The organism is Pseudomonas vancouverensis, from assembly GCF_004348895.1.
GTDB classification, from domain to species: domain Bacteria; phylum Pseudomonadota; class Gammaproteobacteria; order Pseudomonadales; family Pseudomonadaceae; genus Aquipseudomonas; species Aquipseudomonas vancouverensis.
Map to the genome: position 1 here is coordinate 333,338 of NZ_RRZK01000002.1, position 16,833 is coordinate 350,170.

20 protein-coding genes are annotated in these 16,833 nt (G+C 57.3%); 2 read left to right on the forward strand and 18 right to left on the reverse strand.

The genetic code is table 11. The features are described 5' to 3' along the window. Positions 1–4: 4 nt before the first annotated feature. The 14 genes from pal to EIY72_RS01865 all read right to left on the reverse strand — a co-directional run bounded on the left by pal (position 5) and on the right by EIY72_RS01865 (position 11,362). Positions 5–502: a peptidoglycan-associated lipoprotein Pal gene (gene pal / locus EIY72_RS01800; protein WP_003178634.1), complete on the reverse strand. Its 498-nt coding sequence runs from the start codon at positions 500–502 to the stop codon at positions 5–7. Positions 503–554: 52 nt separating this feature from the next. Beyond that, positions 555–1,835 (reverse strand): Tol-Pal system beta propeller repeat protein TolB, encoded by a 1,281-nt coding sequence (tolB, locus tag EIY72_RS01805; protein ID WP_197678874.1) that lies wholly within the window; start codon positions 1,833–1,835, stop codon positions 555–557. 17 nt (positions 1,836–1,852) lie between these two features. Beyond that, on the reverse strand, positions 1,853–2,932 hold the full coding sequence (gene tolA / locus EIY72_RS01810) for a cell envelope integrity protein TolA (protein ID WP_093226207.1): 1,080 nt from the start codon (positions 2,930–2,932) through the stop codon (positions 1,853–1,855). After that, complete coding sequence (gene tolR / locus EIY72_RS01815) at positions 2,932–3,384, reverse strand: protein TolR (protein ID WP_162276464.1); 453 nt, start codon at positions 3,382–3,384, stop codon at positions 2,932–2,934. The genes tolA and tolR overlap by 1 nt, the downstream gene beginning before the upstream one ends. Before the next feature lie 23 nt (positions 3,385–3,407). Beyond that, positions 3,408–4,103, reverse strand: coding sequence for a protein TolQ (gene tolQ, locus EIY72_RS01820; RefSeq protein ID WP_060539647.1), 696 nt, complete (start codon positions 4,101–4,103; stop codon positions 3,408–3,410). Continuing rightward, entirely contained in the window at positions 4,093–4,560 is a 468-nt protein-coding gene (gene ybgC, locus EIY72_RS01825) for a tol-pal system-associated acyl-CoA thioesterase (protein WP_093226212.1), read from the reverse strand. The genes tolQ and ybgC overlap by 11 nt, the downstream gene beginning before the upstream one ends. Before the next feature lie 127 nt (positions 4,561–4,687). After that, positions 4,688–5,749: a Holliday junction branch migration DNA helicase RuvB gene (ruvB, locus tag EIY72_RS01830; protein ID WP_093226215.1), complete on the reverse strand. Its 1,062-nt coding sequence runs from the start codon at positions 5,747–5,749 to the stop codon at positions 4,688–4,690. Then, complete coding sequence (gene ruvA / locus EIY72_RS01835; RefSeq protein ID WP_093226218.1) at positions 5,750–6,358, reverse strand: Holliday junction branch migration protein RuvA; 609 nt, start codon at positions 6,356–6,358, stop codon at positions 5,750–5,752. Between the two features lie 114 nt (positions 6,359–6,472). Then, complete coding sequence (gene ruvC, locus EIY72_RS01840) at positions 6,473–6,997, reverse strand: crossover junction endodeoxyribonuclease RuvC (RefSeq protein ID WP_093226221.1); 525 nt, start codon at positions 6,995–6,997, stop codon at positions 6,473–6,475. Between the two features lie 158 nt (positions 6,998–7,155). After that, positions 7,156–7,902 (reverse strand): YebC/PmpR family DNA-binding transcriptional regulator, encoded by a 747-nt coding sequence (locus EIY72_RS01845; RefSeq protein WP_093226224.1) that lies wholly within the window; start codon positions 7,900–7,902, stop codon positions 7,156–7,158. A 129-nt stretch (positions 7,903–8,031) separates the two neighbouring features. Then, positions 8,032–9,807: an aspartate--tRNA ligase gene (gene aspS / locus EIY72_RS01850; protein ID WP_093226227.1), complete on the reverse strand. Its 1,776-nt coding sequence runs from the start codon at positions 9,805–9,807 to the stop codon at positions 8,032–8,034. 122 nt (positions 9,808–9,929) lie between these two features. After that, positions 9,930–10,151 (reverse strand): FmdB family zinc ribbon protein, encoded by a 222-nt coding sequence (locus EIY72_RS01855; RefSeq protein ID WP_007977333.1) that lies wholly within the window; start codon positions 10,149–10,151, stop codon positions 9,930–9,932. A 142-nt stretch (positions 10,152–10,293) separates the two neighbouring features. Next, positions 10,294–10,623, reverse strand: a complete 330-nt coding sequence (locus tag EIY72_RS01860; protein WP_093226230.1) for a ribbon-helix-helix domain-containing protein — start codon at positions 10,621–10,623, stop codon at positions 10,294–10,296. A 268-nt stretch (positions 10,624–10,891) separates the two neighbouring features. Beyond that, a complete protein-coding gene (locus EIY72_RS01865) occupies positions 10,892–11,362 on the reverse strand; it encodes a Dps family protein (RefSeq protein ID WP_093226233.1) in 471 nt (156 codons plus the stop codon). A 307-nt stretch (positions 11,363–11,669) separates the two neighbouring features. Here EIY72_RS01865 and EIY72_RS30195 point away from each other — a divergent pair, with 307 nt between their 5' ends. Then, a complete protein-coding gene (locus EIY72_RS30195) occupies positions 11,670–12,272 on the forward strand; it encodes a cold-shock protein (protein WP_093226237.1) in 603 nt (200 codons plus the stop codon). 76 nt (positions 12,273–12,348) lie between these two features. On the opposite strand, the gene EIY72_RS01875 is transcribed toward EIY72_RS30195, so the two are convergent. Beyond that, positions 12,349–12,555: a SlyX family protein gene (locus EIY72_RS01875; RefSeq protein ID WP_093226239.1), complete on the reverse strand. Its 207-nt coding sequence runs from the start codon at positions 12,553–12,555 to the stop codon at positions 12,349–12,351. Between the two features lie 3 nt (positions 12,556–12,558). Then, positions 12,559–12,984: an HIT domain-containing protein gene (locus tag EIY72_RS01880; RefSeq protein WP_093226241.1), complete on the reverse strand. Its 426-nt coding sequence runs from the start codon at positions 12,982–12,984 to the stop codon at positions 12,559–12,561. Positions 12,985–13,882: 898 nt separating this feature from the next. Here EIY72_RS01880 and EIY72_RS01885 point away from each other — a divergent pair. Then, positions 13,883–15,214 (forward strand): OprD family porin, encoded by a 1,332-nt coding sequence (locus EIY72_RS01885; RefSeq protein WP_093226243.1) that lies wholly within the window; start codon positions 13,883–13,885, stop codon positions 15,212–15,214. A gap of 140 nt (positions 15,215–15,354) precedes the next feature. On the opposite strand, the gene EIY72_RS01890 is transcribed toward EIY72_RS01885, so the two are convergent. Both EIY72_RS01890 and EIY72_RS01895 read right to left on the reverse strand, forming a co-directional pair. Then, positions 15,355–16,194, reverse strand: coding sequence for a mechanosensitive ion channel family protein (locus EIY72_RS01890; protein WP_093226245.1), 840 nt, complete (start codon positions 16,192–16,194; stop codon positions 15,355–15,357). A 137-nt stretch (positions 16,195–16,331) separates the two neighbouring features. Then, the gene (locus EIY72_RS01895) at positions 16,332–16,817 is read right to left on the reverse strand and encodes a YajQ family cyclic di-GMP-binding protein (protein ID WP_077045697.1); all 486 of its coding nucleotides are present in this window, start codon (positions 16,815–16,817) and stop codon (positions 16,332–16,334) included. Positions 16,818–16,833 lie beyond the last annotated feature (16 nt).

Below are 16,833 nucleotides of genomic sequence, written 5' to 3' on the forward strand. Positions count from 1 at the left end.
CGAATTACTTACGCAGTTCGACGCGACGGTTTTGAGCCCAGGACTGCTCGTCGTTGCCGGTAGCAACTGGACGCTCTTCGCCGTAGGAAACCAGTTCCAGCTGAGCTGGGGAAACACCTTGCAGTACCAGGTAGCGCTGAACGGCTTTCGCACGACGCTCGCCCAGTGCCATGTTGTACTCACGAGTACCACGTTCGTCGGTGTTGCCTTCCAGAACAACGCGAGCGCCGTTTGCTTTCAGGTCCTTGGCGTGAACGTCCAGAGCGCGCATGGCTTCTGGCTTCAGGTCAGAACTGTCGTATTCGAAGTAGAAAGTGGTGATAGCGCGCAGAGCAGCTTCTTCGCTCAGGGAACCGTCAACTGCACCGGTGTTTGCGCCGTAACCAGCGTTTGGATCTACCGCGCCTTCACCGGCATTGTCGCCGCCTTTGGACGAGCAACCTACAGCTACAGCCATGGCCAGTGCCAGCGCAGCAAATTTACCAAACTTCAGCATTTCCATCGTGAAACTCCTAATGAACCCCAGTGTGTTAAGTAAAACGTATAGCGCCGCGTCAGTTCAGGTAAGGGGACCAGGAAGGTTCTCTGACTTCGCCTTGTGCGGTAGGAAGCGGGAGCCTTACGCGTCCATTGATGGACACGAGCATCAAGACTCCCCGGCCCTGCTGGCGGGTGGCGTAGATTACCATGGTGCCGTTGGGCGCAACAGTAGGCGACTCGTCCAGAGTGCTATCAGTGAGTATCTTTACACTGCCGCGCTGCAAATCCTGGGCCGCCACCTTGAAATTGGTGAAACCATCCTGACGGTGAATCATGACAAGCGTCTTTTCATCAGCCGACAGTTTAGGGTTGGCGTTGTAGTTACCGATGAACGTCACACGTTCAGCACCGCCACCGCCTGCGCTGGTCTTGTAGATCTGCGGCTTGCCGCCACGGTCAGACGTGAAGTAGATGGTCGAGCCATCCTTGCCCCAGTACGGTTCGGTGTTGATGCCGGGACCGTTGGTAACACGGGTAATTTGACGCGAACCGAGGTTCATCACGTAGATGTCCGGATTGCCGTCCTTGGACAGCACGAACGCCAGGCGATTGCCATCCGGCGACCAGGCTGGCGCACCGTTGAGGCCTTCGAAGTTGGTGATCTGCTCACGGCGACCGGTGTCGATGTTCTGCATGAAAATGCGTGGACGCTTCTGCTCGAAGGAGACATAGGCGATGCGCTTGCCATCCGGCGCAAAACGCGGCGACAGGATCGGTTCGCGCGATTGCAGCAGGGTCACGGCGCGGGCACCGTCGTAGTCCGAACGCTGCAGGGTATAGCGCGTGTTGTTCTCGGAGAAACGCTCGGCCGTTACGTACAGCAGGCGAGTCGAGAACGCACCTTTGATACCCGTGAGTTTTTCGAACGACTGGTCAGAGATGTAGTGCGCCATATCGCGCAGTTGATCTACACCACCCGATACGCTGCCGGTCAGCACTTGCTGTTCGGTCGCGACGTTGAACAGTGCGTATTGCACCTGCAGGCGACCACCCGCCGGCACGATGCTGCCGACCATGACGTACTGGGCACCCAGCGCCTTGAAGTCGCGGAAGATGATTTCGCTGGCCTGGCTAGGCTGGCTGATCATGTTCTGCTTCGGAATCGGCGAGTAGTAACCCGAGTTGCGCAAATCGTTACCAATGATTTCCGCCATATCATCCGGCAGTACGCTGCCGCCCTGGAAACCGAACGGTACAACGGCGATCGGGGTCGCCCGATCGCTGCCGCTGGTGACCAGAATGTTTTTTTCGTCAGCCATCGCGATCCCTGCCATGCAGCAGATCACGACGAGCATTCCTCGTAGGAGGTTTCTCACGGGGCTAGATCCTCAGGTGTGAATGTCATCTTGAATGAACGATACGGAGCAAAATCGCTCGGCTTCATTCCCTGCATTTCTGTCAAACGTCCAATATTCTTCACTGCCGCTACGGCTGAAGCGTCAAAGGGACCGTCACCACTGGACTTGAGTACCTTGACAGAAGTCACCGTACCGTCCGGCAACATGCCGATTTGCAGCTGAACCGTCATGCCTTTGCGGGCCGAAGGTGGACGAGCCCAGCCTTCCGCTGCACGGATCCGAATCAGGTCATCGAAACTGCCGGCGACCTCGTCACCCTGCTCATCGGCCAAGGCCTGCTGCCGCTGTGGCGTGTCGGAAAGCAAATCTGCAAGGGCCTGAGCCTTCTTGTCTTCGGCAGATTTTTTCGCCGCGTCCTGCGATTTCTTCTTCGCAGCATCGGCAGCAGCTTTCTTCTTCGCGTCTTCGGCGACTTTCTTCTTCGCCTCTTCAGCTTCAGCTTTCTTCTTGGCGTCTTCCGCGGCTTTCTTTTTCGCGTCTTCGACGATCTTCTTCTTCGCTTCTTCAGCGGCCTCTTTCTTGGCCTCTTCTTCAGCAGCCTTCTTGGCTTCTTCTTCGGCTTTCTTCTTGGCTATATCAGCTAATTGTTTCTCTTCTGCCTTCTTGGCTTCCGCGGCCTTTTTCGCATCGTCGGCTTTCTTGGCTTCATCAGCCTTTTTCGCCTCGTCCGCTTTCTTGGCTTCGTCGGCCTTCTTGGCTTCCTCGGCCTTTTGAGCCGCTTCCTCTTTCTTTTGTTCCGCAGCCTTCACCGCTTCCTGCTCGACCTTCTTCTGCTCCAGCTGCTCTTCTTCAGTCTGGCGTGCGGCGGACTTCTTCGCCTCACCCGCAATCTTCTGATTGGTCTGGGTAGTTGCCTGACTTTTCGATTTCAGCTGGTACAAGGTCGCCTGGACAATCGGCTTGGCCGGCGGCAACTCAGGCGTAAAGGCGAAACTGACGAACAACATGCCGAATACCAGCACGTGCAAGCCAATCGCCCAGACGCTGGGCCAGAAGTAGCTTTCCGAGGCGGAGGGCTCTCGCTGTTGCTGCATCAGGGCGCCTCGGTAATCAAGCCAACATTACCGACCCCGGCTTTCTGCAACCCGCCCATGGCCCCCATGACGGCGCCATAATCGACACTCTTGTCACCGCGAATGAAGACCTGGGTGTGCTTGCCGCCTTCGTTGCCGGCACGAATGATCTTGGTCACCGCGTCGGTCATTTGCGGCAAGGTCATGGCCTTGTCTTGCTGCTTTTCTGTATCGACTTCGCTGCCAAGGTTCCAGTAGTAGGTCTTGTCAGCCTTGATCGAAATGGTCAGGACCTGGGTGTTGTTGTCCTGCGGCAAGGCTTCACTGGAAACCTTGGGCAGATCAACTTTCACGCCCTGATTGAGCATGGGCGCAGTCACCATGAAGATGACCAGCAGTACCAGCATCACGTCGATGTAGGGCACCACGTTCATCTCGGCAACCGGCTTGCGCTTGTTTCGCGCTCGAGCGATTAAAGCCATGGGTAATTACCTGCTTATTCTTCGCTGGTGTGCACTTTGCGGTGCAGGATCGCCTGGAACTCGTCGGCGAAGGTGTAGTAGCGGCTCAGCAGGGTTTCGCTGCGAGCAGAGAAGCGGTTGTAAGCGATAACGGCCGGAATCGCGGCGAACAGACCGATTGCGGTAGCGATCAGTGCTTCGGCAATACCCGGTGCCACGGTGGCCAGGGTCGCCTGCTGCGCGGTCGCCAGACCACGGAAGGAGTTCATGATGCCCCACACGGTACCGAACAGACCGATGTACGGGCTCACGGAACCGACGGTGGCGAGGAACGGCAGGCTCTGTTCGAGTTTTTCTTCTTCGCGGGAAATGGCCACGCGCATGGCACGGGCCACGCCTTCCATGACCGCTTCAGGGTCAACGCCAGGCTGCTGACGCAGACGGGAGAACTCCTTGAAGCCGGCACGGAAGATCTGCTCGACGCCCGAATCCGGGTCCGGGTTGCTGCCGGCCTGACGATAGAGCTTGGACAGGTCGATCCCCGACCAGAAGCGCTCCTCGAAGCTCTCCAGGGCACGTCGACCGGCACGTATCAGATTGCTGCGCTGAAAGATCATGATCCATGAGGTCACCGATGCGGCTACCAGGGTCAGCATTACCAGTTGCACCACGATACTGGCATTGCTGACCAGGCTCCACATGGAGGAATGGTCGACGACGTTAGCTTCCACGCTTTATCTCCTGCGTTGAGTGTGTACCCGCGCCGCTTACGTCGGCGAAGGCCGCTCGTAAAGCTTCGGGAATGGCCCGGGGTTTCAAACTGTTGGTGCGCACACAGGCCACCAGAAACTGCCCTTCACAGAGCAGCGCATCATCCGTTGCCCGCCTGACCTGCTGCTTGAAGCGCAGGCTGACACGGTTCAATTCGATTACTTCAGCGCTTACCAGCAGTTCGTCATCCAGTCGCGCCGGCGCGTGATAGCGCGCTTCGCTGGAATGCACGACGAACAACAGGTCCTCCCCTACCAGCTGCGATTGGGCAAAGCCCAGCTCTCGTAGCCGCTCGGTTCGAGCCCGTTCCATAAACTTGAGGTAATTAACGTAATACACGATGCCGCCCGCATCGGTGTCCTCGTAATAAACGCGACAACGATGTGCGAACGACTCAAGCCCGTTTTGCGCGCGCATACTCTAGTGCTTACTCCTCAGGTTGCCAATCCGGCCAGGCAACTGTTTTTCGTTGATCCAAGGCTTTATCGTCAAAGTACGGTCCTGGGACCCTACATTGCCCGAAAAAATCGGCTCACAATGTTAATTAATCGTCAGCTGCGTCGAGAAACTCGTCTGCCACGGGCATTTCGCCCAATCGTGACGGAATGTTTAAACCGAAATGCAGGTAAGCATGACGCGTCACCACTCGCCCCCTTGGCGTGCGCATGATGTAGCCCTGCTGGATCAGGTAGGGCTCCAGCACGTCTTCAATGGTATGACGCTCCTCGCTGATGGCCGCGGCCAAGCTATCGACGCCAACCGGCCCACCGTCGAACTTCTCGATCATGGTCAACAACAGACGCCGGTCCTGGTGGTCGAAGCCACGCTCATCCACATCCAGCAGGTTCAACGCCAGGTCGGCAATCGGCTTGGTGATGTGACCCTTGGCGCGAACTTCGGCGAAATCGCGCACCCTGCGCAACAAACGGTTGGCGATTCGCGGCGTGCCGCGGGCGCGGCGGGCGATTTCAAATGCGCCCTCCGGGTCCAGCGGCAAGCCCAGGATCCCGGCTGAACGACTGACAATGGTCGACAGGTCGGCGTTGCTGTAGAACTCCAGACGCTGGACGATACCGAAGCGGTCACGCAACGGGTTGGTCAGCATCCCCGCCCGCGTTGTCGCGCCGACCAGAGTGAACGGTGGCAGGTCAAGCTTGATCGAACGCGCGGCCGGGCCCTCACCGATCATGATGTCGAGCTGGAAGTCTTCCATGGCCGGGTACAGCACTTCTTCGACAATCGGCGACAAACGATGGATTTCGTCGATGAACAGCACATCGTGGGGCTCAAGGTTGGTCAACAGCGCCGCCAGATCGCCCGGGCGCTCCAGCACCGGGCCCGAGGTGCTCTTGATCGACACGCCCATTTCCTGGGCGATGATGTTCGCCAGGGTGGTCTTGCCCAATCCTGGCGGGCCAAAAATCAGGGTATGGTCCAGCGACTCGTTACGCCCACGCGCCGCCTGAATGAACAGCTCCATTTGCTCGCGCACTGTCGGCTGGCCAATGTACTCGGCCAGGCTGACCGGGCGAATGGCCCGGTCCTGAACCTCCTCGCGGTCGCGGGGGGCGGTCGTGGCGGCAATCAGTCGATCGGCTTCAATCACTTAGATCATTCCCTTCAAGGCACGGCGGATCAGGTCTTCGCTGCTCAAGCCTTTCTCCTTGATCGAAGAAATCGCCTTGCTGGCCTCCTGTGGCTTGTAACCCAGGGAGATCAGCGCGCTGACCGCGTCATTTTCGGCGGTATTGACCGGCGCCGGGCCATCCGGCTGGTTCGGCACCAGGGCGAACATGGCCGGAACGGTTTCCCAGGCCTTGAAACGGTCCTTGAGTTCGACCAGCAATCGCTCGGCGGTTTTCTTGCCGACCCCGGGCACCTTGGTCAGCGCCGAGGTGTCCTGGGACTGCACGCAACGCACCAGCTCGTCGACTTCCAGACTCGACATCAGCGCCAGCGCCAGTTTCGGCCCAACACCGTTGAGTCGGATCAGTTCACGAAAAAAATCGCGCTCGCGCTTGCCGACAAATCCATAGAGTAACTGCGCGTCTTCACGCACGACCAGATGGGTGTGCAAGGTCAGCGGCTCACCGACAGACGGCAGGCGATACAAGGTGGTCATGGGCACTTCAAGTTCATAACCCAGACCGTTTACATCCAGAATCAGATGCGGAGGCTGCTTTTCAGCCAGGGTGCCGCGCAAACGTCCAATCACGTTACAAATCCTTGAGCGTTGGCCGGCGTTGGGCCAGCGACTGACAGAGCGAGGAAGCGGCGCCGGCAAATCAGGCGTCCGTCCTTCATCTCATGAAAACGATTGCTGATGCTATCAGAGACGCAGGCGCCCGCCACGACTGCGTGCCGCACCCAGACCATGCGGCAGCAGGCTGGAGCGGGTGTGCGCATGGCAAATGGCGATGGCCAGGGCGTCCGAAGCATCGATCTGCGGTTTGCTGGTCAGCTTCAACATGTGCATGACCATCATCTGTACCTGCTCCTTGTTGGCCGCACCGGTGCCTACCACGGCTTGCTTGACCTGGGTCGCGGTGTACTCGGCGATCTCCAGGCTTTCCTCGGCGCCAGCGACAATGGCTGCGCCGCGTGCCTGCCCCAGTTTCAAGGCTGAATCGGCATTGCGCGCCATGAACACCTTTTCGATGCCCATGGTCACCGGACCGTAGGTCTGGATGATTTCCCGCACCCCGCGATAAACAATCTGCAAGCGCTCATGCAGCTCACCGCCGCCGGTGCGGATGCAACCGGAAGCCACGTATTCACAACCACGACCGGTATCGCGAACCACGCCATAACCGGTAATGCGCGAACCGGGGTCGATACCAAGAATTAGAGTCATAACGCCTGCGGGTGAAGTAAAAGCACGAAATTCAATACAGCAAATAACAAATGTGGGAGCTGGCTTGCCAGCGATGACGGTGTGTCAGGCAACATCATGTTTCGATGTACCGACGCCATCGCTGGCAAGCCAACTCCCACAGAGGAGACTAGTCGCCCTTATCCGAGCTGCGCAGCCACCGATTCCGGGATATCCGCGTTGGAGTAGACGTTTTGCACGTCATCCAGGTCTTCAAGCATGTCGATCAGCTTGAGGACTTTCTCGGCGCCTTCCAGATCCAGTTCGGCACTGGTGGTCGGCAACATGACGATTTCCGCGTCATCACCTTTGAAACCCGCCGCTTCCAGCGCGTTACGCACGGCATAGAAACCGGCAAACGAGGTGAAGACGTCGATGGAGCCATCTTCGTTGGTCACCACGTCATCGGCATCGGCTTCCATCGCCGCTTCGATCAGCGCGTCTTCGTCCACGCCTTGGGCAAAGGAAATCTGTCCCTTGCGCTCAAACAGGTAGGCCACCGAACCATCGGTCCCCAGGTTGCCGCCGCACTTGCTGAAGGCGTGACGCACGGCCGCTGCGGTGCGGTTACGGTTGTCGGTCATGCACTCGACCATCACCGCCACGCCGCCCGGACCGTAGCCTTCGTAGGTCAACTCGACCACATCGTCGGTATCGGCAGCACCGGTGCCCCGGGCAACCGCGCGATCGATGATGTCGCGACTCATGTTCGCGCCAAGGGCCTTGTCCAACGCCAGGCGCAGACGTGGATTGGAACCCGGATCACCGCCACCCTGACGGGCAGCGACGGTCAGTTCACGAATCCACTTGGTGAAGATCTTGCCTCTCTTGGCATCCTGACGTTCTTTGCGGTGCTTGATATTCGCCCACTTGGAATGACCTGCCATAACTCGCTCCGAATTCTCTTTGAAACATTGCTCGCCGCGCGACATCGCATCGGCGGGCAAACAGAAATCCTGTAATGCCTTGTCTATAAAGAAAGGGCGCATCCAGTGATGCGCCCTTTCAGGTCAGCGTTACTCGGCCTTAGGCGTTTCGCGCAGACGAATGTGCAGCTCGCGCAGTGCCTTGGCATCGACCACACCCGGCGCCTGAGTCATGACGTCTGCCGCGCTCTGGGTTTTCGGGAAGGCGATCACTTCACGGATCGACTGGGCGCCGGTCATCAGCATCACCAGGCGATCCAGGCCGAAAGCCAGGCCACCGTGCGGCGGTGCACCGTACTTCAGGGCGTCGAGCAGGAAGCCGAACTTCTCTTCCTGTTCCGCTTCGTTGATACCGAGCAGACGGAACACCGACTGTTGCATCTCTTTGCGGTGGATACGGATCGAACCGCCACCCAACTCGGTGCCGTTCAACACCATGTCGTAGGCACGGGACAGAGCGCCGGCCGGGTTGGCTTCCAGCTCTTGCGGCGTGCACTTCGGTGCGGTGAACGGGTGGTGCAGAGCACTGAAGCTGCCGTCGTCGTTCTCTTCGAACATCGGGAAGTCAACGACCCACATCGGAGCCCACTTGCAGGTCAGCAGATCCAGGTCGTGTCCGAGCTTGATACGCAGGGCGCCCAATGCTTCGCTGACGATCTTGGCCTTGTCGGCACCGAAGAACACGATATCGCCGTCGACCGCACCGACGCGATCGAGGATCACGTTCAGGTTGGCTTCCGGAATGTTCTTCACGATCGGCGATTGCAGGCCTTCAACACCGGCAGCACGCTCGTTGACCTTGATGTACGCCAGGCCCTTGGCACCGTAGATGCCGACGAACTTGGTGTAGTCGTCGATCTGCTTGCGCGGCATGCTCGCCCCGCCTGGAACGCGCAGTGCGGCGATACGGCATTTCGGATCGTTGGCCGGGCCGCTGAACACCTTGAAATCGACTGCCTTGAGCTGGTCGGCAACGTCGACCAGTTCCAGTGGGTTACGCAGGTCCGGCTTGTCGGAACCGTAACGACGCATGGCCTCTTCGAAGGTCATGTGCGGGAACTCGCCGAACTCCAGATCCAGCACTTCCTTGAACAGGTTGCGGATCATGCCTTCGGTGAGGCCCATGATGTCTTTTTCATCGAGGAAGCTGGTCTCGATGTCGATCTGGGTGAATTCCGGCTGACGGTCTGCACGCAGGTCTTCGTCACGGAAGCACTTGGCGATCTGGTAGTAACGGTCGAAGCCGGCGACCATCAGCAGTTGCTTGAACAGCTGCGGCGATTGCGGCAAGGCGAAGAACGAACCGGCGTGCGTACGGCTTGGCACCAGGTAATCGCGAGCACCTTCAGGGGTGGCGCGGGTCAGGATCGGCGTTTCCACGTCGAGGAAGCCGTTCTCGTCCAGGTAGCGACGGATGCTGGTGGTCATGCGCGAACGCAGACGCAGCTTCTCGGCCATTTCCGGGCGACGCAGGTCGAGGAAGCGATAGCGCAGGCGGGTTTCTTCGCCGACGTCGGAGAATTCGTTCAGCGGGAACGGCGGGGTTTCCGCTTCGTTCAGCACTTCCAGCTCGTAGCCGAGGACTTCGATCATGCCCGACGCCATGTTGGCGTTGGTGGCACCGGCCGGACGCAGGCGAACCTTGCCGGTGATCTTCACCACGTATTCGCTGCGCACGCGGTCGGCGGCGGCGAAAGTTTCAGCACGATCCGGGTCGAACACTACCTGGGCCAGACCGTCACGATCACGGATATCGAGGAAAATCACCCCACCGTGGTCACGGCGACGATGAACCCATCCGCAAAGGGTAATTTCCTGGCCGTCCAGGCTTTCGTTCAGTTGGCCGCAATAATGGCTGCGCATCATGGTAGTGGTTTCGCTTCTCGTAATTCGAAATTCGGTTGGAGGCCTTGGGCACATCCGCTGATGGGATATTGCAAGAACTCACGCGTGTCGTTCAACTCGGGTCACAACTCAGGAGCCAAGCCTTAGTCAGCTTTGTCGCCACCGGCCAGGTTCTTCTTGGAACCGGTCTTGAAATCGGTTTCGTACCAACCGGTGCCGCTGAGGCGGAAACCCGGCATGGACAGCATCTTCTTAAGCTCTGGCGCCTGACAGGCAGGGCAGTCGACCAGCGGGGCGTCGCTGATCTTTTGAATGGCTTCCAACTGATGACCACAGGAAGCACATTGATAATCGTACATCGGCATGGAGGTTGTCTCGGCGATCAGATTGCTACCGCATACGCGGGGTTTTGCGGCAAAGAGCGGGATTATATCCATTAAATGCAGCCTGTGCAGCCGTAACACTGCACAGACCGACGCTCTACCTGCCAGCTGCCGTACGCCAATGTCACGCCCCTGCCATTTCCACCTTGAGACTGTGCACCACGCAAACCACCCGTACCAATGCACTGAAGTTTCGAACGCCGCCATGACGCAGGTGAACCTCGCGATCCACATGGGACAACAGCGTACTGACCGAGCAATGGTTGGCCTTGGCCATTTCGCCCAAAATATCCCAGTAAACCTGCTCCAACCGTAAACAGGTTGCGAAACCATTCAATCGTACCGAGCGCGAACAGGGTTGGGCCAACCCCATGTCAAACTCGCGGGCGAACGGATCGAACCGAATAGGCCTGTCAGATCCTGTTCTCCTTTCTTCCAGCCTGCCGTAAACCATAACGTTGACACTCCTTTGCCATCACTGGTTTTCCATAAGTACAACTGTCGGTCGACTTATAAAAACGCACGCGCAAAGGTATATCCAGACGACTTTATGCCCCTTCGACGTAGGATAAGCCAACAGCCATTGGCAGATCATGGAGCGCGTCCTACGCCGGGTGGTTTCCTACGCCGCGCAGTACAAAATCTTTCTGCAAAGAGGGGTTATGAGCTACACAAAAAAACGCGGGCAACCGTTAAATAGCGTCACCCGCGCATTGAGGCTGTTACTGATCCAGAAGTGAGCGCAGCATCCACGCAGTTTTTTCATGAACCTGCATGCGCTGGGTCAGCAAATCCGCAGTGGGCTCGTCGCTGACCTTGTCCAGCAACGGGAAAATGCCCCGCGCCGTCCGTGTAACCGCTTCCTGACCTTCGACCAGCTGCCTGATCATGTCTTCAGCATTGGGCACACCCTCTTCCTCCTTGATCGAGGACAGACGCGCATAAATGGAGTAGGCACCCGGCGCAGGGAAACCGAGGGCGCGAATACGCTCGGCAATCGAATCGACCGCCAGCGCCAGCTCGTTGTATTGCTCTTCAAACATCAGGTGCAGGGTGCGGAACATCGGCCCGGTAACGTTCCAATGGAAATTATGGGTCTTCAAATAGAGTACGTAGGTGTCCGACAGCAGGCGTGAAAGCCCGTCGACGATGGACTTGCGGTCTTCTTCACTGATACCGATATCGATTGCCATGCGTTTCCCCTAAAGGTGATGAATTTCATCCAGCAGGTGCAGGACCACTCTAGCAAGCCCTCCCCCATGTCGCAGCCCCGATATTCGGCGAAACATGCGACAAATCGCCCCGATGAACCGCCGGACGCCCTGATTTGAGTAGCCTGCAGCTTTGCTGTTAAATAGGCAGCGTGTCGTCAGTGCCTATTTTTTCGGGTACGGCGCATAGGCTGATACCGGGTACGTGTCCAACGCCTCTTATTGTTTTGAAGCGAACCGTGCGCCATCAGCTCTTCCTTGTGAGCTGTCTTAACGTGAGTCAATCAAAATGTTGAAAATCGTCCATCTGTTGATAGGCGCAGCGGCTCTGCTGCTGTCCTTCATTCCTGGCCTGCGATCCGAGGCCTTACCTTACCTGCAACAACCTGACGCGCTGTACCTGGCCTTTTTCGGCCTGCTCAATCTCACTCTTGCTCCTGTCATTCCTTACTGGAACAAAGGTCCGCGCCATCAATTGCAAAACCTGGTCAGCGCTCTGCTGGTTCTGGCCGTGGTCCTGCAAATCCTGACGCTGTTCGCGCCGATGCCTGTCATCGCCGGCCAACCTGCCGTTCTGTTCAGCCTGGTCACGGCATTCGTTGCCGTTGCCCTGCATCTGGCCATCAGCTTCTACAAATCATCACCGGCCGCCGCTTCGCCAAGCTACGACATGAGCAACCGTGATACCGGTACCGTGAAGTGGTTCAACACCTCCAAAGGCTTCGGCTTTATTTCCCGCGACTCCGGCGACGATATCTTCGTGCACTTCCGGGCCATTCGCGGTGAAGGTCACCGCGTCCTGGTCGAAGGCCAGCGCGTGGAGTTCTCGGTCATGAACCGCGACAAAGGCCTGCAAGCCGAAGACGTCATCGCCGCCCTGCCGCGCCGCTGATTCAAGGCTGAAAAAAACCGCGAACAGCCTGGCTGTTCGCGGTTTTTTTTGACCTGCACTTGCTGCCGGAAGTCGATCAATAGTGCGGTGGCGGCGCTTCCTCTTCAAAAGACTCGAACTGCCCGACCATTTCCTCCTGACGCTTGAGCAAGGCCGCCATTTGCAATTGCAGGCGCTCGACCACTCGTTGCTGCTCAACCAGCACATCATTCAACGCTTGAATGGTGTCGTCCTGAAACGCCAATCGGCTCTCCAGATCGGTAACGCGCACTTCAAGGCTCATGATTCAGCCCTCCAGAAACGTGAAATCATCGGTCAACACCACCCGCAGGCGTTCGCGAATCGCGGTGACCTGCTCAGGGCTGTAAGGCTTGGCCGGGTGCTTGCCCCAGACCGGGGCTGGCCACGCAGCATCCTCTCGCTTACGCACAATGACATGCATGTGCAACTGGCTGACGACGTTGCCCAACGCCGCAACATTCAGCTTGTCCGCATCGAACGAATCCTTGAGCAGCTCCGACAAGGCCGTCGTTTCCTGCCACAACTGCTGCTGCTCGGCGACATCCAACTGAAATATCTCGCTGATAGCTTCGCGACGAGGCACCAGGATAAACCAGGGATAATTCGAGTCATTGGACAGCAGTAACCGACAAAGCGGGAAATCCCCGATCGTTAACGTGTCTTGTTGAAGCCGTGGATCTAGAGCGAACACTGTGCGTACTCCCGCCGGGTCATCATTTTCAGCTTAGCGGCCCTCCAGACGGAGAGCATGCCAAGCGACTGGACGGCAGCATACCTGCGAATGCGCCACGCTTCACGACGAACCTCATACATGACAGACCATTGCTGCGCCCCGCTCTCGGATGAGACATTTTTTGCCGGCGCGCACCAATGCAGAACCGCTACCCAGTCAAAAACCACGGAAATGACTGATTAACAAGGATGTGATCATGCTCGACGAGCAGTCGAACTGTGTGAATTCAGAACAGTGCAAAAATTTTTTGCACCAAAACCGCACAGTGTGTCTACGCTGAATGCTTCGACATCCGCCTTTTACCCACCAAAGGGGTGAACCGGTAACATTTTTGGATGTCACGCAGTCAACACAGAGCTGTGCAACATAATGCACAACCCGGCGTCAAGCCCCCAGGAATAGTGGGTGAACCCCCGGGTTTACGAGGCTTTTACGGTATCCGGCAAGCATTGTGAAAAAATCGTCAGCTTTCCGATGATTTGTGCACGGTTGTTGCATTAATACCCAGCATTGCCTGCGGGACCTTCTCCGGAAGTGAACGTCCTGCAGGTAACAAAAACAGTGGCAAGGCAGCCCGTTGGAGATTCAAACGTTTCACCAGGACTCTTTTTACCGACGCCAAGGCTCATGAAACAGCATTAAAGTTGTCAGCCCGGTTGCGTTGGCGTTGTAAATTTGCGACATCTAGCAAGCTGATTACGACAGGGTCGTAAAGATGCCGAAAGGTTAGATACGCAAGTATCGCCAACATTGTCGGCGTGATATAAGTTTGCGCCGACACAAAAAGAAAGAGCCGCCCAGATAATAAAACAGGTGGGACGGCAGTACTCTTCTAAAACCAAAGGAGCAAATCACGATGCGCGTGATGAAGTGGAGCACAATCGCACTGGCAGTTGCAGCGGCAGCCAGTACCCAATTGGCTACGGCCGAATCTTTCGTAAGTGACCAGGCAGAGGCCCCAGGCTTCGTTGAAGGCGCTAAGCTCGACCTGCTGCTGCGTAACTACTACTACAACCGTAACAAGAAAGACGGTGCAGTAGACGACAAAGACTGGACCCAAGGCTTCCAGGGCAAGTTCAGCTCCGGTTACACCCAGGGCACTATCGGTGTAGGCGTTGAAGCTTGGGGTCAACTGGCCATCAAACTCGACGGTTCCGACAAGTACTCGGGTTCGGGCAACATGACTGTCGGCTCCGATGGCGAAGTCAACAACAGCCAGGGTAAAGCCGGCGCAGCGATCAAGTTCCGCGTCTCCAAGACCGAGCTGAAAATCGGCGACCAGCAGCCTACCACCGCTCCAGTATTCGCTGTTGGCGGCTCCCGTATCGACTACCAGACTGCCAGCGGCATCCAGCTGCAGAGCAGCGAAGTCAAGGATCTGGACCTGGAAGGCGGTCACTTCTACTCGTCGACCAGCCAGGACAGCAACGCCCGTAACGGCGGTCTGTGGTCCCAGTACGGTAACGTCGAGTCGAAATCCATCGACTACCTCGGTGGCAAGTACGCTATCACCGACAACCTGACCGCATCGCTGTATGGCGCCAAACTGGAAGACATCTGGAACCAGTACTACGCCAACGTGAACCTCACCACTCCATTCGGTGGTGACACTTCGCTGAACACCGATTTCAACATCTACCGCACCACCGATACCGGTGACAAGCTGGCAGGCGAAATCAGCAACACCGCTTTCTCCCTGGCGACCGCGCTGTCGTTCCTGAAAGCACACACCTTCACCCTGGCCTTCCAGAAAGTGAACGGCGACACCCCGTTCGACTACATCGGTGTGGGCAAGAACAACCGCGGCGGCGACTCGATCTTCCTCGCCAACTCCGTTCAGTACTCTGACTTCAACGGCCCGGGTGAAAAATCCGTTCAGGCTCGTTATGACCTGAAAATGGCTGAGTACGGCGTACCGGGTCTGAGCTTCATGACTCGTTACATCAAAGGTTGGGACATCGACGGCACCAGCATGGCTGCTGACAGCCCGTACCGTGCATACGGCTACGGTGAAGATGGTCGCCATCACGAGACCAACGTCGAGGCCAAGTACGTAGTTCAAACCGGCCCTGCGAAAGATCTGTCTTTCCGCATCCGTCAAGCTTGGCACCGTGGCAACACCGACCAGGCTGAAGGTAACATCGACGAGTTCCGTTTCATCGTCGACTACCCGCTGTCGGTTTTGTAATCGCATCCAGTTAGTTTGCGGTAACAAACAAAAGGCCCATCTTCGGATGGGCCTTTTTTGTTGTCTCGAGAGCCAGATTTTATCGGGCCGTTACAGCACCTGCCTGACTTTCAGGTCAAACAAGTGCCGATTAGCCATCATTACACAGCAGGTTCCTGAACCACGCGAAGAACACGCTGTGGAAACGGAACATCAACGCCCGCTTCTTTCAATCGATCACGGGACAGTTCATTGAACATGAACATTACATCCCAGTAATCCGCGGTCTTGACCCAAACACGCAAAGAAACAGTAATCGAACTGTCGCCCAGCGTCGAAATAACGGCTTGCGGTGCCGGATCGGTCAGAACACGCGGATCCTTGGCCAGATCGAGCAATACATGGCGGGCTTTCTGCAAGTCCGCTTCGTAGTTCACGCCCACATCAAACACGACTTTACGGGTCGGCTGGCGATTGGTGTTGGTGATGATGCCATTGGACAAGTTACCGTTTGGCACGATGATGGTCTTGTTGTCGCCGGTACGCAGCACGGTGTGGAAAATCTGAATGCTGTCGACGGTGCCGGCAACGCCCTGGGCTTCGATCCAGTCACCGATACGGAACGGGCGGAACAACAGGATCAGCACGCCGCCGGCGAAGTTCGCCAGACTGCCTTGCAGCGCCAGGCCAATGGCCAGACCCGCCGCACCGATTGCAGCAACGAACGAAGTGGTTTCGACGCCGATCATCGATGCCACGCTGACAATCAGCAGGATCTTGAGAATGATGTTCGCCAGGCTGCTGATAAAGCCTTGCAGGGCCAGGTCGGCGTTACGCAGTGCCAGCAGGCCACCGAGCTTTGCCGTAACCTTGTTGATCAACCACCAACCGATGGCCAGGGTGATCACCGCCAGCAGCACACGGCTGCCGTACTCCATGATCATCGGGATCCAGGCCTGAGAGGCCTTGACCAGATTGTCGACTTCAGCGTTCAAGTCCATCGTGCTTACTCCTGTTTCCGGCTACCCGGCTCGCAAAAAATAAAACGGCAGAAAGATCGAACCGCCACGGGCTCGATCGTTTCTGCCGTTGCTTGGGCCTCCGACGCCAAAAACGCCCAGAGGTTCCCGCCTGAAGATCAGTCGCGGAAGTTGTTGAACTGCAGTGGCATGCCGAATTCCTTGGCACGCAGTGCCGCGATGGCTTCCTGCAAGTCGTCACGCTTCTTGCCGGTAACACGTACCTGCTCGCCCTGGATGGCGGCCTGCACCTTCAGCTTGGCGTCCTTGATATGCGCCACAATCTTCTTCGCCAGCTCTTTGTCGATGCCTTCCTTGAGGACCGCTTCCTGCTTCATCAGCTTGCCCGAAGCGAATGCATCCTTGACCTCGAGGCATTGCACGTCGATTTTGCGCTTGACCAGGGCCAGCTTGAGGATCTCAATCATTGCCTCAAGCTGGAAATCCGCTTCGGCGGTGAGATTGACGGTCAGGTCTTTTTCCTTGAACTCGAAGCTGCCCTTGCCTTTCAGGTCATAACGACGATCGAGTTCCTTGACGGCGTTCTCGACCGCGTTGGTGACTTCGTGTTTGTCCAGTTCGGATACCACGTCGAACGACGGCATGTAATCTCTCCAATTG